Source organism: Psychrobacter sp. TAE2020 (assembly GCF_018919485.1).
In the GTDB taxonomy this organism is placed as follows: domain Bacteria; phylum Pseudomonadota; class Gammaproteobacteria; order Pseudomonadales; family Moraxellaceae; genus Psychrobacter.
On sequence record NZ_JAHLMU010000001.1, the window covers coordinates 2,737,542 to 2,757,566 of the forward strand.

General features: G+C 41.3%; 19 protein-coding genes. 10 read left to right on the forward strand and 9 right to left on the reverse strand.

Going from position 1 to position 20,025, the window contains the following annotated elements; translation table 11 throughout:
* Nucleotides 1-42: 42 nt before the first annotated feature.
* Nucleotides 43-594, reverse strand: coding sequence for a septation protein IspZ (gene ispZ / locus KPY62_RS11300; RefSeq protein ID WP_216582092.1), 552 nt, complete (start codon nucleotides 592-594; stop codon nucleotides 43-45).
* 251 nt (nucleotides 595-845) lie between these two features.
* Here ispZ and KPY62_RS11305 point away from each other — a divergent pair, with 251 nt between their 5' ends.
* The gene (locus KPY62_RS11305) at nucleotides 846-1,727 is read left to right on the forward strand and encodes a PHP domain-containing protein (RefSeq protein WP_216582094.1); all 882 of its coding nucleotides are present in this window, start codon (nucleotides 846-848) and stop codon (nucleotides 1,725-1,727) included.
* Between the two features lie 202 nt (nucleotides 1,728-1,929).
* Nucleotides 1,930-3,402, forward strand: coding sequence for a diguanylate cyclase (locus KPY62_RS11310; protein WP_216582096.1), 1,473 nt, complete (start codon nucleotides 1,930-1,932; stop codon nucleotides 3,400-3,402).
* Nucleotides 3,403-3,500: 98 nt separating this feature from the next.
* Here KPY62_RS11310 and truD read toward each other — a convergent pair whose 3' ends face one another.
* Nucleotides 3,501-4,787 carry a tRNA pseudouridine(13) synthase TruD gene (gene truD, locus KPY62_RS11315; RefSeq protein ID WP_228730676.1) on the reverse strand — a complete coding sequence of 429 codons (1,287 nt, stop codon included), beginning with the start codon at nucleotides 4,785-4,787 and terminating at the stop codon, nucleotides 3,501-3,503.
* A 327-nt stretch (nucleotides 4,788-5,114) separates the two neighbouring features.
* Here truD and KPY62_RS11320 point away from each other — a divergent pair, with 327 nt between their 5' ends.
* The 3 genes from KPY62_RS11320 (at nucleotide 5,115) to bilR (ending at nucleotide 9,603) form a co-directional block, all read left to right on the forward strand.
* Nucleotides 5,115-6,722 carry an FAD-dependent oxidoreductase gene (locus KPY62_RS11320; RefSeq protein ID WP_216582098.1) on the forward strand — a complete coding sequence of 536 codons (1,608 nt, stop codon included), beginning with the start codon at nucleotides 5,115-5,117 and terminating at the stop codon, nucleotides 6,720-6,722.
* Nucleotides 6,723-6,853: 131 nt separating this feature from the next.
* Nucleotides 6,854-7,462, forward strand: coding sequence for a GNAT family N-acetyltransferase (locus KPY62_RS11325; RefSeq protein WP_216582106.1), 609 nt, complete (start codon nucleotides 6,854-6,856; stop codon nucleotides 7,460-7,462).
* 224 nt (nucleotides 7,463-7,686) lie between these two features.
* Nucleotides 7,687-9,603: a bilirubin reductase, long form gene (gene bilR, locus KPY62_RS11330; protein ID WP_216582108.1), complete on the forward strand. Its 1,917-nt coding sequence runs from the start codon at nucleotides 7,687-7,689 to the stop codon at nucleotides 9,601-9,603.
* Between the two features lie 126 nt (nucleotides 9,604-9,729).
* Here bilR and KPY62_RS11335 read toward each other — a convergent pair whose 3' ends face one another.
* The gene (locus KPY62_RS11335; protein WP_216582111.1) at nucleotides 9,730-9,942 is read right to left on the reverse strand and encodes a hypothetical protein; all 213 of its coding nucleotides are present in this window, start codon (nucleotides 9,940-9,942) and stop codon (nucleotides 9,730-9,732) included.
* Nucleotides 9,943-10,144: 202 nt separating this feature from the next.
* On the opposite strand from KPY62_RS11335, the gene KPY62_RS11340 reads away from it, so the two are divergent.
* The 3 genes from KPY62_RS11340 to KPY62_RS11350 all read left to right on the forward strand — a co-directional run bounded on the left by KPY62_RS11340 (nucleotide 10,145) and on the right by KPY62_RS11350 (nucleotide 12,224).
* Nucleotides 10,145-10,513 (forward strand): hypothetical protein, encoded by a 369-nt coding sequence (locus KPY62_RS11340; RefSeq protein WP_216582119.1) that lies wholly within the window; start codon nucleotides 10,145-10,147, stop codon nucleotides 10,511-10,513.
* 202 nt (nucleotides 10,514-10,715) lie between these two features.
* On the forward strand, nucleotides 10,716-11,816 hold the full coding sequence (locus KPY62_RS11345) for an XAC2610-related protein (RefSeq protein WP_216582121.1): 1,101 nt from the start codon (nucleotides 10,716-10,718) through the stop codon (nucleotides 11,814-11,816).
* Nucleotides 11,817-11,855: 39 nt separating this feature from the next.
* On the forward strand, nucleotides 11,856-12,224 hold the full coding sequence (locus tag KPY62_RS11350) for a hypothetical protein (RefSeq protein ID WP_216582123.1): 369 nt from the start codon (nucleotides 11,856-11,858) through the stop codon (nucleotides 12,222-12,224).
* 357 nt (nucleotides 12,225-12,581) lie between these two features.
* Here the strand turns inward: KPY62_RS11350 and gorA are convergent, their stop codons facing one another.
* The 3 genes from gorA to KPY62_RS11365 all read right to left on the reverse strand — a co-directional run bounded on the left by gorA (nucleotide 12,582) and on the right by KPY62_RS11365 (nucleotide 15,380).
* Nucleotides 12,582-13,946 carry a glutathione-disulfide reductase gene (gene gorA / locus KPY62_RS11355; RefSeq protein WP_216582129.1) on the reverse strand — a complete coding sequence of 455 codons (1,365 nt, stop codon included), beginning with the start codon at nucleotides 13,944-13,946 and terminating at the stop codon, nucleotides 12,582-12,584.
* Between the two features lie 176 nt (nucleotides 13,947-14,122).
* Nucleotides 14,123-14,575, reverse strand: coding sequence for a threonine/serine exporter family protein (locus KPY62_RS11360; protein WP_216582165.1), 453 nt, complete (start codon nucleotides 14,573-14,575; stop codon nucleotides 14,123-14,125).
* A 1-nt stretch (nucleotide 14,576) separates the two neighbouring features.
* On the reverse strand, nucleotides 14,577-15,380 hold the full coding sequence (locus KPY62_RS11365; RefSeq protein WP_216582167.1) for a threonine/serine ThrE exporter family protein: 804 nt from the start codon (nucleotides 15,378-15,380) through the stop codon (nucleotides 14,577-14,579).
* Nucleotides 15,381-15,704: 324 nt separating this feature from the next.
* Between KPY62_RS11365 and KPY62_RS11370 the strand changes: the two genes are divergently transcribed.
* A complete protein-coding gene (locus KPY62_RS11370; RefSeq protein ID WP_216582168.1) occupies nucleotides 15,705-16,166 on the forward strand; it encodes a DUF2846 domain-containing protein in 462 nt (153 codons plus the stop codon).
* Nucleotides 16,167-16,755: 589 nt separating this feature from the next.
* On the opposite strand, the gene KPY62_RS14040 is transcribed toward KPY62_RS11370, so the two are convergent.
* The gene (locus KPY62_RS14040; protein WP_416384039.1) at nucleotides 16,756-17,001 is read right to left on the reverse strand and encodes an REP-associated tyrosine transposase; all 246 of its coding nucleotides are present in this window, start codon (nucleotides 16,999-17,001) and stop codon (nucleotides 16,756-16,758) included.
* A 180-nt stretch (nucleotides 17,002-17,181) separates the two neighbouring features.
* Between KPY62_RS14040 and KPY62_RS11375 the strand changes: the two genes are divergently transcribed.
* On the forward strand, nucleotides 17,182-17,655 hold the full coding sequence (locus tag KPY62_RS11375; RefSeq protein WP_216582173.1) for a hypothetical protein: 474 nt from the start codon (nucleotides 17,182-17,184) through the stop codon (nucleotides 17,653-17,655).
* A 253-nt stretch (nucleotides 17,656-17,908) separates the two neighbouring features.
* Here KPY62_RS11375 and KPY62_RS11380 read toward each other — a convergent pair whose 3' ends face one another.
* Nucleotides 17,909-19,420 (reverse strand): tetratricopeptide repeat protein, encoded by a 1,512-nt coding sequence (locus KPY62_RS11380; protein ID WP_216582179.1) that lies wholly within the window; start codon nucleotides 19,418-19,420, stop codon nucleotides 17,909-17,911.
* 116 nt (nucleotides 19,421-19,536) lie between these two features.
* Nucleotides 19,537-19,980, reverse strand: a complete 444-nt coding sequence (locus KPY62_RS11385) for a hypothetical protein (RefSeq protein ID WP_216582181.1) — start codon at nucleotides 19,978-19,980, stop codon at nucleotides 19,537-19,539.
* Between the last annotated feature and the right edge of the window lie 45 nt (nucleotides 19,981-20,025).

The window sequence follows — 20,025 nt, forward strand, 5'->3', positions numbered from 1 at the left end:
ACAAGGCTTAAATAATAGGAAAAAGTATATGGATTTAGTAACTTATTTAGCGGTTTTATCAGTCAATGCTGGATTGAGATGATTCTTTAAAACAGCAAACTGAGCGATTACGAATACTAGCATAATCGGAATCCAGCCATAAGTTTTAAAGTTAATCCAAGCCTCATCTGACATAGTAAAGGCCGTGATATAATGTAGTACAGCCATCATGGCGAAGAATACTGCCCATACCAAAGTTAGCTTTTTCCAACCCCTCACTGAGAGACTGAACACATCCTTCATAGCCAATTGCATCAACGGTTTATCGATAGCCACACTGACTACTAAGGTTAAGGCGAAGATACCATTGATAATAGGGGACTTCCAACGTAAGTAAATATCATCACGTAGTAATAAAGTCCCGCCACAAAAGACAATAGTCAGTAATAAAACCACCCATTGTTGCTTCTCAAATTTACCTTTTTGACGGATAAAGTGGATAGCATAGATGATGAGGGTGGCAACAAGTAAAGCGCCCGCGGCTGCCAAAATACCGTGAGTACGAGCAGCTATAAAAAAAGCAATCAGCGGAATGAAGTCTAGTAAGGCTTTCATATCAGGTGGAATATCCTACAAAAACGTAGAGGATAGTTTACACCTCTACTGAACTAAAAAAAAGCAAACACAGTCTATATTCGTTATCTATTATAATATACCGCTATAATAAGCATAAGCGAATGAGTTAGCAGAACTTACTCTGAATCGTTATTTTTATTTAGAACTATTATTTTATTTAAAGTAACGACTATTTATCCCTCTAATTTATCTAGCTCTAAAACATCTAAAGCTAGGATAAGGCCACAACCATGAAAGTCGATTTACATTGTCATAGTACCTGCTCTGATGGCACTTATGCGCCTACAGAGGTAATAGAACGGGCCCACGCCGCTGGGGTTACGGTGCTAGCATTAACCGATCATGACACCTTGTTAGGCATTGATGAGGCACGCGTAGCCGCCGATTCTCATGGTATGCAGCTTATTAACGGCGTAGAGATCAGTTGTGAGCATACGCTAAGTGGTGGCTATGGTAAGAACAAATCAACCAATAAAATTATCCACGTGCTAGGCTTAGATTTTACTGATCGCGCGCGCATGCATGCCACCCTACAACAACTACAAGACAGTCGTGCTACTCGTGGTCAACGCATTACTGAAAAACTTAGCATACTGTTAAGTATTGATTATGACGAGCTTTGGCAACAGATTCTGACTAAAGCTGGCGGCAACGCTAAAGCGGTTGGGCGCGCTCATATCGGACAAGTGTTGTTTGAACGTGGCGAAGTTAAAACGGTACAAAAAGCTTTTGATAAATACTTAGCTGATAACAAGCCAGCTTATGTTGCCATTGAAGCTCTGAGTATGCAACATGGTATTGAGCTTATCCAAGCTTGCGGTGGCAAGGCGGTATTGGCCCATGCGACTCGCTATCAACTATCGGCAACTCGAGTACGTAAGCTTATTGAAGAATTTGCTGCGCTTGGTGGTGATGGCTGTGAACTACCGGCTAACAGTGAGCCATTAAGTACCCGTAGAATGGTAGACCGTAGTATTGCTGAGCATAAGCTGGCAGTTTCTGTTGGCAGCGATTTTCACGGTAGTAATATGCCTTGGCGACGCATCGGTGACGTGCCTACTGTCAATGCTGATCAGCAAGCTATCTGGCAGGCCTTTGCCAGTTTAGCGTAATCTATTATTCGATGTTAATGATAGTCTGTCCACGAGTAAAGCTCATATTTTTAGACGTTAATAAGCAGTCATACTAACAATAACGACCGTCCATCTTTAATTAGCGCCCTCTATGAGTGAATTATTGCTAATTGTTTTAAAGGTTGCCAATATAAAATTATAAAGTTGTTTAACCTTATTTATTTTTATGCGGCAGTTATTGATGGCAGTTTCGATTTACCAACCAAGCTATAAAAAACTCACTCAAATTATCTTTGATTTGCCAGCCGAAGACCGAGCATCGCTATTAGCATTATTTATAACGATGGAGGTAGCTTTACATTGGCTATGGTGTCTGATGGTATGGATATGCCAAGATGCACTTAGTGATTACGTTGATATACATTTTTTATATCCGTTGTGGCTAGGTATAACTTTCTCAGGGTTATTTTTTTGGTGGATGATAGGGCGCTTATCCCGTATCAAAAATGACGATAATGCTTTAAATAGATGGCAAATCATTCTTATATTGCCTTATACCTTTTATATAGCTACTGTCATAGTAATGATGGGCTATAGCAGTTTATATGCTGGAGTGTCACTAGTTGGTGGCTCGATGCTGGGTATGATGCTAGTCAGACGTGTCTATGTCTGGCGCGTGTTTTTGTTACAAGTATTTTTGATTTTATTGGCAATTGCTACTCCTTATTTCGGCATTAACTTACCCAATCTACGTCAGCTAACCATAACTTACCCTGTGTTTGATGCTTATAGCTATCTTACTTATAATGAGGTTATGACTATCGAAAATGCCATTGCTGCCTCGATCTTCAAGAATGATGCACTGGGCTGGAATAGCGTCAATGAAGTACAGCTTTCATCAGCGTTTTTTTGGCGCTCAACTCATATGTATTTGGCTTTGCCCAAAGCTATCTTTATAGTTTATGCCTTTCGAACCTTATTAGTAGTATTAGATAATAGTAAAAACGAAATCTTGCAACACGCTAACCAAGACGAATTGACTTTACTGAATAATCGCCGCCATGGTCTTAAACAGATGCAGCAAACTCTTATGCAGGGCCCGGAAAAAGATTATAGCGTGCTATTATTGGATTTAGATTTTTTCAAAAATATTAATGATAGTTATGGGCATGAAGTAGGAGACCAAACGCTGCGTGAAGTAGCCCATATTTTTTCCACTACCGTACCGGATCGAGCCATTATTAGCCGTTATGGCGGTGAAGAGTTTTTGATGGCTTTGCCGGATACCTCTCATGATGAGGCGGTGGTAATCGCTGAGCAACTGCGTGTAAACATCGCTCAGCATACCATACGGGTTACTAAGGATATAAACTTGATGGTCACAGTCAGTCTTGGTCTCTATACTTTGACTCATAATAAATTGAGGCTGATTGAAGAGAAGTATGCGAATCGCCACACCCCAGCAGCACGGCGAAAACTTGGCAAGGGTAAATTAAGATTTCTTAGATCACGCAATCATAGCCAATCAAGGGCAGCGTTAGCGCTTGCAAAAGTAAAGCTGCCTGCTGATATCTGTCAATACTTAATTAGTACCGCTGATAAAGCTTTATATAAAGCTAAAGATCGTGGCCGCAATCAAGTGGTGAGTGCCAATAATTTGCGAGCAGAAGGGATTTTAGAGTCACCTGTAGCTGAGTCGGTTTATGGTATTTAAATACTCGGCCTAGATAACGAAGCATAGCTTGCCAGTAACCGCTTCAGATACTGAAGCGGTTAGTGAAACATTACCTAAGCTTCTATGTAAGCTGTGGCCTAAGTTGTCTTTAAAGCTTGAGTCAAGCTGGCCAATACACTAGTAGCAAAGCTACCCGTAGTCAGACTAAAACGCAATACTAGCGACTGCTCGTCTAGCCACTGCCATGACAAGGTCTCTACCGGCAACCTTAATGCTCGTCGTTGTGCTTTTATCTCACGTTGCTCTAGACCTGTAGCCAGCATAGTCAATAAGGCGCTCTGCCGTACTACCTGCGTTTCTAGCTGGGCCGCTGGGCCTGATACTTTAGCGTTATCTATACCCCACATTACCGCGGTCGGATGAATATCTCCGATGTCAAGACGTGCTTGTAAAGTATCGTCCAATTGCTCACTACTAAAGATCGACCCTGAGCCGTCAAGATTAAATACCTCTCCTGCCAGCCCCGTGTTCCAGCTGCCATTAACCACTCGTGCGCTTAAAATGTCATTAAAAATAACACTACGAGCTGCAGATAGTGCCATAGTATGTTGCTCGCGTGGCACACGTTTACGTTCACTCTTTTTGCCGCTGGGTTTATCTTTTTCAATAGGCTGAGCAAACAGTCTGAGCGCCTCTCTGATATTACTGGCATGACGACCGAAGCGCTGTGGACCAAAATAGTTGGGCACTCCAGTGTTCATTATAGTTTGCAATTGCTGCTCGACAAGCGCATGGTTAGCAGTGACTTGTAGATTATTGGTGAACTCTATATCACGCAAAGTAATAACAAATTCATTAGCACGATGGGCGCCACGGTTGAGTTTTTTATTATGCCAATGTTGGTCAATAATTTCTACCGTTTCATTATCCCCTAAGTCGATTGGGGCAAAATCGGTTTCTGGTAACTGCTTTTTGGGAATGCGTAAGCTGAACCATTGTGTCGTTAGGGCATGTCGATCCTTTAGTCCTGAATAGCCGACATCGCGTAAGGGGATGTCGGCCCACTCAGCTAGTAGTTTGGCAATATAGGCGGTATTCATGCCTGATTTTTTTATATGTAGCCACAAGTGCTCGCCTTCATTGCTAAAGTTTACAGCCATTATTTCATTGACTGTAAAGTCTTCATTAGATGACTTATAGTATGCTTGTTTAATAGGTGGCAACGTTGGTTGCGCTAGTAGCGCCGTATCTACCAATGCCGCAACCTCTAAACTTGAGCTGTCGAAGTTTGCAATGGCTAAGCTTAAGTCATTTGGGCTTAGGTCAGTTGAGCTTAAGCGGTCAAAGTGTTGTGAATCAGAAGTCTGATTACTAGCCATAACAGTAGATATAGGCTCAGTAATATTAGGGTCTTGAGAAGCCATAAAATAATCGTCTATGATTGTGGTTAAGGGCAAAGCAGCTATAAGCAAATAAAAGGCTTAAAAAGCAGATTTTCTATAGCGGAACTAAGTAGTTGAATGCAGAAGTTACGTTTTGCAACGTGGCAGACATACAAATATACATCGAATGCTAAGAGGTCTTGTTACTATCAATGAATAACATACTATCAATACATAACATAATATTTAATAAGTTGCTGCTGAGTAAAATATTTATTTTACAGTAAGGCTAGTCGATATTTTACCATCTAATCAATAGCAATCAATCATAACTCATCAGGTAGCAATCGCCACCGTTAAGGATAACTTATGTCTCAGGCCACTATTACAACAGTCACTATTAATAAAGCCGATATTGAAGATGGCGGTATGAAGTCATATAAGCAAGCGGATAATAGTATCATTTTAATCACCCGCGATGACACTACCTTTCATGCGTTCGATGGCAAGTGTCCGCATGCTGGTGCAGATTTAGGCACAGGTCTACGTTGTGGCAATCGGGTAATCTGCCCTTGGCATCATGCCACTTTTGATAGTAGTGACGGCACCTTGTTAGAGCCAGTAGCTACTGAGGGGCTCACCCAATATCAGTTGACTGATGATGGTGATAATCTAATCGTTAACACTGCCGCCAAAATAGATAAGACTATTAAAAACGATCAGCTCAGTGGCACGCATACGCTTATCATTGGTGGCGGGGCAGCAGGCTTTATGACCGCTCATCAATTACGTAATACAGGTTATGGTGGCAAAATCACCCTACTAAGCAAAGATGACAAAGCGCCGTATAATCGTCCATTACTGTCTAAAGCCTTTTTAGCCGGTAACCTGCCTGAGGAAAAACTGCTGCTTGGCGGTAGTGATTGGGCGGAGAAAAACAATATAGAACTACGCTTAAAGCAAACAGTTAGTGAAGTTATCGCTAATGAGCGCACGGTTATTATTAAAGATGAGCATGATGCTGAACATAATGTAACGGCTGATTTCTTAGTAGTAGCAACGGGTGCTAAGCCTATCGTTCCTCCTATTACAGGCGCCCAGTTAGAAGGAGTCTATACTTTACGCAGCATGGATGATGCCAAAATTATCAAAGCGGCTAGTCAAGATCAACACGTAGTGATCGTTGGTACTGGCTTTATCGGTATGGAAGTAGCCGCAGCGTTGTCGCAAGCGGGCAATACGGCGTCTATTACAGTTATTGGTCAGAGCATGCGAGTAATGGAGACTATCATCTCCGAAACGGTGAGCAACGCTTTAATTAAACTGCATGAAGACAATGGCATTAACTTCGTACTGGATGCTACAGTTAATGAAATCAATGGCAACGGTCAGCAGGTTAGAGGCGTTACTCTGGCAAATGGCACTAAGTTAGACGCAGATATTATAATTTTAGGTACGGGTGTATCGCCGCTTACCGACTTGCTTAAAGAGGTTAATGACCCCGACGGTGTGCAAGTCGATAGTCATTTGCAGCTGCGTGATGGTGTCTATGCACTAGGCGATATTGCCAAGGCATCTGGACAAATGGGACGTATGCGTATTGAGCATTGGCGGGTAGCATTGCAACATGGCTTAGTTACGGCGGCGGCTATCTTAGGAGACGATACTGTGCCTTCTTTAGATGAGCGAATTCCTTTCTTTTGGACTATGCAGTATGGAAAAAGCTTACGCTATAGTGGTCATGCAGCTACCCCTGACCATAATATATTGCTGGGTTCTCCTGATACGCTCAACTATATCGAATATTATTTTGATGATAAAGGCGAAGATACTCGTGCCAGCGCTGCTAGTACTTTAGGTCGTGATAAAGAGTTAGTGGCTTTTAGTGAGCTATTACGCCGTGGTCATGCGCCAACACGAGCACAGATTAATGCCGGCTTTAATCTTGTTGAGCAAGCGCATGCTTTATCACGTTAGTGCTAAGCGTTTAAGTGCTAAGTAACAGTAAGTATTAGCACTTATTTAGCACTTATAAAGTTACTATAAAGGCTGCCATTCTACTCTGGCAGTCTTTTTTACCATTTATCTATAAAAAGTGTGACCGTCATATGAATAAAGACACCGTGTTTTTACGCCAAGCGCAGTCAAAAGACCTTAACGCTCTTAAGCAGCTACTGGACCGTTGTTATCGGCAGGCAGAAGGGTGGACTAATGAGGCAGATTTAGTCGCTGGTGTTCGCACTACTAAGGCTGAGCTCGCCGCGGTCATTGCTGACCCTAAGCACTATATTTTCGTCTACCCAAAAACCAATACTGGTGATCGAGAGGGGCAAGAGACTGGCGAGCTGCTAGGCTGTATTGCTGTCGATATTAATAGCAACGTACCGTCTGGCAATAATGCCTATATTGGTATGTTTGCTGTCCATCCTGAGCTGCAAGGTGAGGGAATTGGCAACGTGATACTAAAAGCAGCAGAGACTTTTGCTAGTCGGCACTTACAAGGTAATAAGCGTCAGTCAGCCGCGCAGCCTAGCCGTTTGACTATGAGTATATTGAGTCATCGCCCTGAATTATTGGCTTACTATGAGCGCCGTGGCTACAAGCTTACAGGGGTCTCTATGCCGTTTCCAGAAGACGGCAATAATGGCGAGCCAAAGCGCAAAGATTTACAGCTATTAGAATTAGAAAAGCTAAGTCTTCCTTTAGCAGAGCTTTGATTACATAGGGTTTTTTCCTAGGTTTTTAGCTCTAATTAGCACTAGTAATCAATAGTGCTGATTAGTTTCGGCAACCAATCTCACTAATGCTAATCAGGGCTAGACGCATCAGTTGGTTTACTAGAGGCAGTAAATCCTAACTGACAAGCACCTTATATTAGGAATTTTTATTATTACAAAAGTAAAATAAGTTTATTTATAGGCTATTGCAGAAGAGAAGAATAATGAAAATACTACAACCTATCACTATTGGCGGTGTGACTTTTAAAAATCGTTTGATGTTACCACCACTTACTACTGGTTATGAAGCTAAGGATGGGAGCATCAGCTCACAAAGCTATGCTTTTTATACTCGTCTTGCCAAAGGGGGCGTAGGGTATATTGTGCTAGGCGACGTTGCGCCCATTCGTAGCTTTGCGCCTACGCCAAAACTGTTTGATGATAGTCAAATTGACAGTTTCCGTCGGCTTGCTGATAGTGTTCATAGCTATGGCGCCAAAGTTGGGGTGCAGATATTTCATCCAGAATACGATGTCGATGCCATCAATGAGATGTTTGCTAATGGCCAGCGAAACGAAGTACGTGAGCGGTTGCATTATGACATGGAGCACTTCGTTAATGAGGTAAGTGAAACTACTTTAATGGCGATCATCGATAAGATGTGTGCTTGTGCGCTGCGGGCGCAACAGGCTGGTATTGACGTCATTCAAGTCCATGGCGATAGGCTAGTAGGAGTGTTATGTAGCACCAAAATGAATACCCGAACCGATAAGTTTGGTGGCTCGCTAAAAAACCGCACCCGTTTTGCCTTGTTACTAGTTCACGCCTTAAAACAGGCTGTGCCGAATATGATCATTGATTATAAGTTATCAGTGGTCACTCCTGTGCGCGGCAAAGGTGGCGTTGATGAAGTCGATGCCCCGCAGTTCGCAAAATGGCTTGAGGATGCAGGCGTGAATATGTTGCACGTAGGTCAGGCTAACCATACCGTCAACTTGGCAGATACTATACCGCCAATGGGTGTGCAGCCTTATGGCTTCTTTGCAGATATCGCTGGGGCCGTTAGACAAGCTGTTTCTATCCCTGTGAGTACTTCAGGACGCATCATTGATCCTGACATGGCTGAAACTATGCTGCAAACTGGTAAAGCCGATATGATTGGCATTGGCCGAGCGCTACTGGCTGACCCTGAATGGCCAAATAAGGCCGCCTTAGGTCAGCAAAAAGATATTGTGCGTTGTATCAGCTGCAATTTCTGCGTTGACTCTATTATGAACAGATCTTTTGTTATCTGTACTGTCAATCCAGAGAATGGCTTTGAAGAGAGTAGAGTTATTACTGCGGCAAAGGTCAAGAAAAATATAGTAGTGATTGGCGGCGGGCCTGCTGGACTTGAAGCGGCACGGGTCGCCGCTAATAAAGGCCATAGCGTGACACTGTTTGAACAACAAGCGCAGTTGGGTGGGCAATTAAATATCGCTGATGTGCCACCACGTAAAGCAGAACTACATCGGGCTACAGAAGACTTAATACAGGCAGTACACAGAGAAGGGGTGGCGTTGCGTTTAGGCGAAACGGCGACTACTCAAAGTATAATGGCCCTAAAGCCTGATGCGGTGATAGTAGCGGTAGGGGCGATTAGCTTTATGCCGCCAATTGCCGGTATAGAGGGCCCTAATATTTATGACTCTTGGAAAGTATTGGCCGGTGAGCAACTAGTATCTGGTCGAGTGACCATAGTTGGTGGCGGAGTAGTCGGCTGTGAGACTGCTGAATATCTAGCTGAACGGGGTTGCCAAGTAACGATAGTAGAGATAGCGGATAAAATTACTGATCATATAAGTGAGACCATTCTACCCTCTATGCTTGCGAACTATGAGCAGTATGGGGTGAAAATATATACTAGCCATAGAGTAATGGATATTGCTGCAGATGAGATACGCTGTGAAGATCATTATGGTAATAATGTCTACATTGCTCACGACTACGTAGTAATCGCTAGTGGCGCGCGTCCGGTTTTATTTGATGCAGAGGCGTTAATCGCTGCGGGGATAGAGGTAGTAAAGGTGGGAGATTGTTGTACAGTAGCTGACATCTCGTATGCTACAAAAACGGCTTATGATGCGGCTAATGCGCTTTAGGATTATCTTTAAACCCAAAGCAATAGGGCTTAAAATCTTGAGTTCAGCGCCTTTAATTATCCCGTTCTACCAGCTTTTGAGAGTGCACACCTTAGTCGAAGCAAAGCATTCTAAACTTAATGTCAGCTAGCCCCAAAAATGCTTAAAAGTCATAAATAGCCCAATACTTATTAGTAAGAATGCCACAATAAGTAAGCGCTTAAACCAAGTAAAAGCTGGTAAGCGCGTGGCATTATCATCGGACATCAGGTAAGCAAATAAGCACATTAGACTGCCTACTAAAGTCATAATACCCAAGCCAATAGGAAGAATAAATAAATATACTTGCCACACAGTCATCTCGCAACGAATTTTATTATGATCATCATAGCAGTATCGTAATTATACTGTTAGCTTTAGTGGTTATTTTTCCTTGATAATAGCTGTAAAGAAATATTAATAAATGTTGCTGATTTTTAATAGCTAATTAGGTATAGTTTAAATATTGTTTAAGATGGCCTAAAGGTCTATAAAATTTTGCTTATTAATCGTTGAGGTAGTCATGAATAATCTAATAAAGCTAGGCGCTGTATTGCTGCTGACCCCGATACTTATCGCTTGCTCTAATAAGCCTTCTGAAAGCGACGTGGTAGAACTTATTCAAACTCAGTATGATAAAGCTAATAGCATGATGAATGATGCGATGGCACAAGCCGGTGATGACGAGACGGCAAAAGCTATGAGTGGCATGATGGAAGGGATGATACCGACCCTCGAAAAGGTAGAAAATGTGAGCTGTGACAATACCGATGGTGACAATGCTTATTTGTGCACTGCTGACGTTACCCAAACTATCGGCGGTACTAGCCGTACTGATAGTGGCGTGTTTAAGGTCAATGATGTCAACGGCACTTGGGTACTAACCCAATAGCAATCGAAATAGCTGGCAGGACGATGATAATGGAAAAAGGCTGCTAAAGTGCTAGCCTTTTTTTGTGCTTAACGATTAATACCAATGTTTAGGGCTTAACACCAATGTTTAATACTTAGTCAATGAGCTATTTTATGCTACCTTATTGATTATGCAGTGATAACTATTTTGCTAGTAGCGGCTAGCCAATAAGGAGTAGGTTATGTCTAAGGTTAAAACATTCAATGCCTTGCCTAAAGTCCTATCTAATCAAATCTTTCGAGCGGCTATAACGCTTCTGGCTTTGCCTATTCTCTCCTTGCCATACTCAGCTTTAGCTCAGGCGTCAAACCAGTCAAAGCAATACCAGATTGAAGATTTCTCTGACGACTACTACGCCACCATTAAAGACTATACTGATAAACAATTTAGTGAATTAAACTATATTATCGAAATCACAGACGCTAAAACTAAAAAAACTCTAATAGCTCAGCCTTCTAGTCTTGCTATGGATTATGAACTACAGGACAGTGCATCATTGCAGCTGGGCGGAAAACTCAGTACGAATATTGTCAATATTCCCTACGGCGACAGTAGCGTGCTGATCTATGATGACTTTAATTTTGATAATAAAAACGACTTAGCCCTAAAGGATGGTCGCTACGGCTGTTATGGCGGTCCTTCTTATCAGGTCTATCTAAAAAAAGACAATAGCTTCGTGTATAGTGAAGAATTCACTGAGCTGGCGCAGGGTAACTGTGGATTTTTTGATATCGATTATGATAGGCAGACTTTAAGTACTATGACCAAGAGTGGCGCATCATGGCATAAGTATTCAACTTATAAAGTGATTAATAATAAACCCGTTACCATACGCATTGTGGAGGAAGAATACCAAGCAAAAGGTTTGCTTTTTATTACTGAAAGCACAAGAGTTAATGGCAAAATGCGGGTAGATAACTATCAAGTTTTGCCTGTATATGATCCTAAAACAGACGGCAAATCGCCCTATATCTATACGTTTCATTTAGATAACGAAAAAATAATGGTCTTGACTAGCTATTTTGTTGGGGACAGCGAGCAACTGTACTACGTGTTTGCTAATAAAGAGGGCAGAGTTGAGCTGTATTATGATGGACCGTTTATTTATGACACTAAGCAAAAGACTCTGAGCTTCACTAATAAACCCGTCCTCTATCAAGTTAATAAGCAGGGCATTACTGTAAAGTTACCTAACAGCAGCAAGTTATTAAAGTCACAACCGAAAAGCGTACAGGGAAGTCTCGATAGTCTGGCCCAGTATACTAATGTGACCGTTAAATAAGGAAGTTAAAGTTGATGGTTACCTTAAATTGAGACGATTATGAATAGCTTTAAAATCTTAGCCATTAGCACTGTATTGATAACATTCCTAACGGCTTGCTCTGATGATCCTTCTAATCGCACGGTTAAAGGCTTACTTAAAAAGCACTATAAACAAACCGATACTATGGCTGATAAGACAACGACTTCAGCTGGTAATGAGCAAGATAACGAGTCTTTTAACAGCGTTATTGAAAAGGCAATGCCCATTCTTGATAGTGTAGACAATATCGATTGTGTAGCTACTGATAGCGTTGATGCTTATCTGTGTAGCGCTGATATTACCCAAACTATGAACGGTCATACTAGTATCAACCAGGGCAATTTCAAAGTTTATAAGGCAAATAATAAATGGCTATTGGATCTGTAGACCATGATCTGATAGGAGGGTTAGATTAGGGTTGTGGTTATCAATAGCTACAGTCAGGGCTAAAACGCTTTTTAAATCGGTATTGCGAAAATATAATAGTTTATGGGTTGGACCAAGCTTGTGAGCCCTCCCCAAATTTCAAAAATATAATAGTTAATAAGTAGGCTGGGCGCAGCCTGTGACCCCCAATAGTGATATTAGACAATGGAAACTTTTAACGGCTCCAATCTATAGGAAGTAATAAGTTTTTAATTATCTGTTCGATAAATTAGATAACACAAGCTACGCCTCCAGCATCAAGCACAATTCTTGCGCCTGATGCATAACTGTTAACGCATAACCTCTAACGCATAACCTCTAACGCATAGTTACAAACTCTTCTGAGCCAGTGGGATGAATAGCAACGGTATTATCAAAGTCCGCCTTCGTTGCGCCCATTTTTATCGCGACCGCAAAGCCCTGAATCATCTCATCGACGCCAAAGCCAATACCATGTAGGCCAATCACCTTTTCATCCTCACCTAAGCATACTAACTTCATCGTACACTTTTGCCGATGCTGGGTCACTGCACTAAACATATCGGTAAAGCTTGAGCTATAGCATTTAATAGCCTCTTTACCAAATTGATTGACAGCCTCAATCTCAGACAAGCCAATGGTACCGATAGGAGGATGGGTAAAAATCACCGTCGGTATCAAATCGTAGCTTAGATGCTCATCAGGTTTGTCATTGAATAGGCGCTCCGATAATCGGCGACCTGCGGCAACCGCGACTGGGGTCAAATCAACGCTGTCCTCAATAATATCACCGACCGCATAAATACCATCAACGTTAGTATTTTGGAACTTATCGACTTTGATTTTATCGTCATCAGTCGTCGCAACGCCAGTGACATGCAAGTTAATATTATCGATAGAGGGCGCACGGCCTATTGCCCAAATCAAGCAATCAACGGTGTCGATATGGCCTTCGCTATCATCATTGACAGATAAGCTCAGGCTATCATCGGTATTTTTATTAACCTCGTCTATTACACTATTGGTATGCAAATGAATGCCCGCTTGCTCCATCTCTATCAATAAAGTCTCGATAATCGTATGGTCAAAGGTGCGTAATGGCGAGTGTTTGCGCACGTATAAATGTACTTCAGAGCCGAGACTATTAAGTACACCTGCGATCTCAACAGCGATATAGCCTGCGCCAACGATAGCGACGCGCTTTGGTAAATGATTTAATTTAAAAAAGCCATCAGAGTCGATACCATGCTCCGCGCCCTTGATATTAGGCTTAATAGGGTGACCACCCGTGGCAATCAAAATATGGTCAGCGGTAATGTGTTCGCCATTAACCTCGACGGTATTGGTATCGACAAACTTAGCAAAGCCTTTTATCACTTCAACACCGTTTTTGGCGAGGTTATTATCATAGGCGCGGTGGATGTTTTCGATATATTGTTGGCGACTTTGTACTAACTTTTGAAAGTCAAAGCCTTTGACCTCAACGTCAAAACCATAGTCTGGCGCGAACTTGTGAATAGTCTCAGCGACATGCGCGCCATACCACATTACCTTTTTGGGCACGCACCCCCAATTGACGCAAGTGCCGCCTAATTGCTCGGCTTCGATAATCGCGCACTTTTTGCCATAGCTTGCCGCACGGTTGATTGAGGCAATACCGCCGCTACCGCCACCAATGGCGATATAGTCATAATGTTTGGTCATTGTTTTATCTCTTTAATTAAGGCTTGTTGATGCAGTTCTAAACTCTATTGTAATGGGTATGATCATCAATCTTACAAGTTTTAATTATGAAGGTGTGCCAATTAGCATCGTTCTATAAAAGCCTTTAGGCAGAAACAGCCTGTCATCTAAGCGCATCTAAACCTATTTAAACCCATTTAAACAATGGCACGACGCCTATAAAACAACAGCCCAGGAATGGACAAGCCTAGCACTAACCCTGAGGTCACAAATAAGGCCTCAAACAAATACACCATCATTTGACTAAATAATTCGTCTGAAAAGCCGAAATAACCAATCTGCACCATACTGACCATCGCCTTATAAGCGGCGATACCCGGCATCATACAGATCACGCTTGGCGAGATGAGAGCTTTGGGCGGTAGGGTATATTTCTTCGAGAAATAAACCCCCAAAAAGCTGGCGAGCATCGCCCCAAAAAAACTGGCAATCACAATATGCACATGCTGATAGACAAGGGCTGTTTTTAGTCCGAATCCAAAAGCAGTCATAAGCAAACAAGGTAGGATATAGCGTTTGGGTACGGTGAACATAAGCGTCCAACCAAGGGTAATAATACAAGAAAGCACCACGGCGTTAATGAACCACATCTCAAAACCCCCAATGCTGTATTCTAAGTAACACCAGCGCCATCACGATGCCAACGCACGCTGAAAAGGTCAGCATGTAGGTAAAAACGGCACGTCCAACCCCAATATTGACATAACCTTTTAAGATATCTGACAAAGAGTTGATTAAAGGGAAGCTGGGTATTAATAGCAAAACGCTAGAGGCAACGGCGATATCGGCATTATTACCGATATCAAAATAATAGGTCGTAGCCCCAATCAATGAGGCAATAAATGCGGTCACAATAGCGGTAATAAACGGGTTAAAGTGATGTTTGGACAGATAAATGCGGGTGAGCATCGCCACCAAACCCGCGATAAAAGTCACAGCGGTAATCGACCAACTGCCACCATTGAGATGGGCAAACGCCGCACAAGAAGTGCCAACAAACACAGCTACTAGCAAAGGTGGATATACCGTCTTATCTAGCTCATCAAATGCAGAGGTCGTGAAGTCAGTCAGCTTTTCACGACTTATGGGCGATTCATCAACAGTGTCTTCGGTTTTATTAACAATTTGCTGAATTTGAACTAATAAATTGACATTAATGCTCTGATTGATCGTGTCTCTAGTAGTGGTGATGCAGCGCTCATCGCAGATAGTCGTCAAGGTAATGGCGTTAAAGTTGAGCGAACATTCTACGCTGTTCATCCCTAAGGCCAGTCCTAAGCGCTTCGTTAAGTCTACCACCACGGCAGACTCAGCCCCATATTGCATCAGGAGTAATCCGCAGCGCACGCATAATCGAGTAATGCGCTGCTGCTGTACGTAGCTGTTAGAAGTCATGGGTTAGATACGCATGTTGGCTATGGAGTCATTACTCTAGATAGTAGCAGTGGTTATAGGGTCACGATAGCATAAGTTGAGTTTTATTTATATTGATCAGCTTATGCGTGTAAAAGATAAGAGTAGGGCGGTTTATGAGTTAAGCGAGACTTGAAGAATAAAATAATACTAAATTTTAAATATAAAGGTTTGTTTTTTATGAGGTATTCAACTATATTTCACTCTGCCTTTTAAATTCAGTTTTGAAGACACTAGAGGCTACCTATAACCAACTCTCATATTCAGTAAATTGTAGAAATAAAACTAATCATGGAAGAATAATATATGCTAAAAAAACTCTTTTTTTTGACAGTTATGTCAGGATTGTTCGCTGGTTGTGCTTCTGTACCTACAGAACAAGCTCATATTACTAGTACAATAAAACAGTTTAAGCCACCAGCGACTAATAATGCAGGTTTATATATCTATCGAAGTGCCAGCGTAGTAGGCGGAGCATTAAAGAAAGATATTTGGGTAGATGATAAGTGTATTGGCGAAACAGCAAAAGGAACTTTTTTCTATGAAGAAGTTTTAGGTAATGTCGAACATAAGGTTTCAACTGAATCGGAATTTTCTCCTAATGACTTAATGGTTCAGACTCAAGCCGGACAAAATTATTTTATTAAACAATATATTAAACCTGGCTTGTTGGTTGGGGGTGCGGGTCTAAAGTTAGTCTCAGAAGAAGAAGGGAAAAAAGCTATTAGCGATCTAAAATTAGGTATTAAAGGCAAATGTAGTAAGTAATAAGAAAATACTTGTTTGTTATCTTATTAAGTTTTATATGTTTGAAAAGGCATTAGCGTAATAGTTAATGCCTTTTTTATTAGCTTTTAATGTTAATTCCTTATTGTATCTACGATGATTTAGAAGTCCTTATATTATTAACATAATATAAGGATTTCATTATTGCAACATACAGCTTTTTCACGAGGCAAAAGTTATAACGAAACAGATTTACCGCTACTTATTTATCCTTACCAATACAACCAAGAATCTAAGTTAATATATCAATTGACGTAGGTTGGGTGGAGCTTGCGACCCCCAACGAATATATTCAACAGTAAAAACCTTTAACCGCCCCAATCTATAGTAAGCGAACCTTTCGCGACAAATCTATGGAATGAGGAATAAGGCCAGTCTTTTACATGCTCGACATAACCATGTTTTACAGGGGTACTGTTTTTAATAATAGCGGAATACAATTAATATGGGCGCGATAATCTCCTTTATCACGGATGCAATGCGGCCAAAATCGTCGTTGCCAAATACCGCGCTCTTCTTTTTTGCGTCGGCTATTGGAGATATATTCTGTTTTAGTAATATGATAAGAGAATTAATATTTGATTAATTTAATACGTATCGAGAAGTTAGCATCATCGTGTGGCATAGTACAAAGCATATGCAAATGATCTGGCAAGATTACGATAGCATCGATATGAAAAGGATGTTTTTGCTTTACGGTTTTAAAAGCATATCGAAGCGTTTCAATTTGCTTAATTAGTAAGTCGCTAGACCTATCAGCAAGGTTAATAGTGAAGAAATAGCTTGATCCTTGAATGTAGTGTCTTCGGTACTGCATGGTATTCTGCAAGTGATGATTCAGAGTTTATCTTACGTTATGGTGTTGGGGGTCGCAAGCTCCGCCCAACTTACGGGTTCAACGTCAAATCATGATTAATGCAAGGTAGGTTGGTGTCGAGGTACGAGACCCAACGAAATAGTGTCGCTAATTAACTCTAAACCAACATAGGAGCAGATTATGACTGAAAAACGATTTCAAGAAAGCTATGAAAATAGGATCTCTATTAGCATTCCTACCAATGATGATCCTACGCTAGTTATCTGTGCAAAGTGTCAATCAAAAGCTGTTGTTACTTTACATAACGACGAGGCGAGGTTAACTTGTCCAATTTGCGGCTATAATCTAGCGAAAACAGCCGAAGAAAAAACATTTTATTGGGACGCAGAAAATCCAACGGACAGTTATTTTGGGGTAAATTTATGGTTGCAAACGGATTGCGTTGGGGAGAGTCTGTGGGTGTTCAATAAGCGTCACTTAGAATATTTAGAGAATTTTGTGTCAGTTAAACATCGGCAATGTAACCCAAATAATGAAACTTGGACGAATAGCTCACTAGCTAGCCGTTTACCTAAATGGCTTAAATCAGCTAAAAACCGTACGCATATTTTAAAAGGGATTGAGGTTCTAAAATCTAAATATAACGATGCTTAGGTTAGTGTCGAGATATGAGACTTAATGAATAAATGTAGGAGCCAATACCGCTTTTCGCTCCTATCTTGGTCGCCTACTAGAGCGGTGACTAATAGCTAGTAGCGTTCCTGTTGCCTAGATAACGCTTCTAGCTGAGTCCCCACAATCTAGTGGTCAAACAAGGATAGCCGCCACAATCGGGGCTAAAAATCGCTCCAAGGCGACCTTTAGCTGAAAATCATAAATATTTCTAAGGTCTGACCTGACTTTTACACTATTGATTTAGTTTTCGGTATCCGTTACATCCGTTCTGGTTGCCATTATCACAAGCCTTACCAAACCATTCTTTAGCCTGTCTATTGCTCTGCTGTACACCTAGGCCTGTTCGGTACATCAATCCAAGATTATTTTGGGCTGATGGATCACCTTGATCAGCCGCTTTTGTATACCACTCAGCGGCTTTAGCATAATCCTGACGCACACCTTCGCCATCGTAGTACATCGATCCAAGATTGTATTGAGCTGAAATATTCCCTTGTTCAGCGGCTTTTTTATACCACTCAAATGCCTTGACATGATCTTGACGAACTCCTAAGCCGTTAGAGTACATTATTCCAAGGTTATATTGAGCTGAGCTATTCCCTTGTTCAGCAGCTTTTTTATACCATTCTACTGCTTTATTATAATCTTGATGTACTCCTATACCATCGTCATATAACAAGGCAAGATTCAATTGAGCTGAGGCATTGCCTTGCTCGGCAGATTTTTTATACCACTTGACTGCTTCAGAGTTTGATTGGGCTGTACCTTTACCTTCTTCATACATCATCCCTAATAAAAATTGAGCATAGCCGTTACCTTGCTCGGCAGATTTTTTATACCATTTGATTGCTTCAGAGTTTGATTGAGGTGTACCTTTGCCTTCTTCGTACATCGTCCCTAAAAAAGTTTGAGCTGAGGCATTACCTTGCTCGGCAGATTTTTTATACCACTTGATTGCTTCAGAGTTTGATTGAGGTGTACCTTTGCCTTCTTCGTACATCGTTCCTAATAAAAATTGAGCTGAGGTATTATCCTGCTCGGCAGATTTTTTATACCATTTGACCGCTTCAGAGTTTGATTGAGCTATACCTTTACCTTCTTCGTACATCGTCCCTAATGAAAATTGAGCGTAAGCGTTACCTTGGTCAGCAGCTTTTTTATACCATTTGAAAGCTTCAGAGAACGATTGAGTGACACCCCGACCCTTATGATACATTCCACCTAAGTTAAGGTAAGCAACAGTGGTAGCAGCAGCATTGGCATTGGCAACAGGATCGGACTCAGCATATTCTCGTTCAGCGACTTTCTTATACCATTTCAAAGCTCCGGTGTACGACTGAGGAACAACCTTCCCTGCTTCGTACATTCTTCCTAATGTAACATGGGCAATACTAAAACCTTGATCAGCAGATTTCTTAATCCATCTAAAAGCTTCAGAGTTTGATTGGGCTACACCTTTACCTTCTTCGTACTTCATTCCTAAGGTTGCCTGAGCCTCAGCGTTACCCTGATGAGCTGCTTTTTGAACCCACTTGAAAGATTCAGAATATGATTGAGCTACACCTTTACCCTCATCATACATTCCACCTAGCTTATCCTGAGCAGCAGCATCCCCTTGTTCTGCTGCTTGTTTAGTCGTTAAAAAAACTTCAGTATCAGGAATATTATTTGCAATTTCAGCATGTGAATATATAGGCAAACTAAATAATGATAATACAATAAGGCTGGATAGAAACTGTTTCATAATCACCAATTTTTTAGAGAAGGGTTAGTGTTTATATGGAGCTATAACTAACTTGTTTTGGCAGTGAGTTGGCTAAATATCTAGGGTTTCTTCACAAAGCACAGCACTGTTTTTTACTAGCTACAGACAAAATTAACAATATCTTGATCCGTCCAATCCGGTGTTGGCGTATACCAGTCTCCTAGATCTAGTGACTTTAAAGTTTCAGGATTATCTGTTGAATGCTTTCTTATCTCATTATTCGAGCATTTAATTTGCATTTTTCCATAAGCATCGCTTTCATTTCCTTTACGTATATATTCAATACTTTCGATACCATCTTCTGTTACTTGTGATGTTAAGAAATATCGGCCATTTTCAAAAGAGTCAGACATAGGTATTGGTATCAAATCATTGTTAGGTGCTGAATCTTGCACTCCTATTTCTTCTGGTTCTACTAAAATAACATCGTTAGCATCTGAAAGTTCTGCGGTGGCTTGAACGCTAGCAGTATCTTCTGATGGTGAGCAAGCGAATAAGAACGAAGCTGAAATAAGTAAGATTGACAATTTTATCTTCATAAATCATATCCTGAATGAAATTTGTGCAAAGGTGAGAAGCTTCGA

Coding starts and splice junctions, on each gene's coding strand:
- KPY62_RS11310 (WP_216582096.1), top strand. CDS start 1,930: ATGGCAGTTTCGATTTACCAACCAAGCTATAAAAAACTCACTCAAATT.
- KPY62_RS11335 (WP_216582111.1), bottom strand. CDS start 9,942: ATGACTGTGTGGCAAGTATATTTATTTATTCTTCCTATTGGCTTGGGT.
- gorA (WP_216582129.1), bottom strand. CDS start 13,946: ATGACCAAACATTATGACTATATCGCCATTGGTGGCGGTAGCGGCGGT.
- KPY62_RS11380 (WP_216582179.1), bottom strand. CDS start 19,420: ATGAAACAGTTTCTATCCAGCCTTATTGTATTATCATTATTTAGTTTG.
- KPY62_RS11350 (WP_216582123.1), top strand. CDS start 11,856: ATGAATAGCTTTAAAATCTTAGCCATTAGCACTGTATTGATAACATTC.
- KPY62_RS11325 (WP_216582106.1), top strand. CDS start 6,854: ATGAATAAAGACACCGTGTTTTTACGCCAAGCGCAGTCAAAAGACCTT.
- KPY62_RS11370 (WP_216582168.1), top strand. CDS start 15,705: ATGCTAAAAAAACTCTTTTTTTTGACAGTTATGTCAGGATTGTTCGCT.
- KPY62_RS14040 (WP_416384039.1), bottom strand. CDS start 17,001: ATGCAGTACCGAAGACACTACATTCAAGGATCAAGCTATTTCTTCACT.
- truD (WP_228730676.1), bottom strand. CDS start 4,787: ATGGCTTCTCAAGACCCTAATATTACTGAGCCTATATCTACTGTTATG.
- bilR (WP_216582108.1), top strand. CDS start 7,687: ATGAAAATACTACAACCTATCACTATTGGCGGTGTGACTTTTAAAAAT.
- KPY62_RS11375 (WP_216582173.1), top strand. CDS start 17,182: ATGACTGAAAAACGATTTCAAGAAAGCTATGAAAATAGGATCTCTATT.
- KPY62_RS11340 (WP_216582119.1), top strand. CDS start 10,145: ATGAATAATCTAATAAAGCTAGGCGCTGTATTGCTGCTGACCCCGATA.
- KPY62_RS11320 (WP_216582098.1), top strand. CDS start 5,115: ATGTCTCAGGCCACTATTACAACAGTCACTATTAATAAAGCCGATATT.
- KPY62_RS11365 (WP_216582167.1), bottom strand. CDS start 15,380: ATGACTTCTAACAGCTACGTACAGCAGCAGCGCATTACTCGATTATGC.
- KPY62_RS11345 (WP_216582121.1), top strand. CDS start 10,716: ATGTCTAAGGTTAAAACATTCAATGCCTTGCCTAAAGTCCTATCTAAT.
- KPY62_RS11305 (WP_216582094.1), top strand. CDS start 846: ATGAAAGTCGATTTACATTGTCATAGTACCTGCTCTGATGGCACTTAT.
- KPY62_RS11360 (WP_216582165.1), bottom strand. CDS start 14,575: ATGTGGTTCATTAACGCCGTGGTGCTTTCTTGTATTATTACCCTTGGT.
- ispZ (WP_216582092.1), bottom strand. CDS start 594: ATGAAAGCCTTACTAGACTTCATTCCGCTGATTGCTTTTTTTATAGCT.
- KPY62_RS11385 (WP_216582181.1), bottom strand. CDS start 19,980: ATGAAGATAAAATTGTCAATCTTACTTATTTCAGCTTCGTTCTTATTC.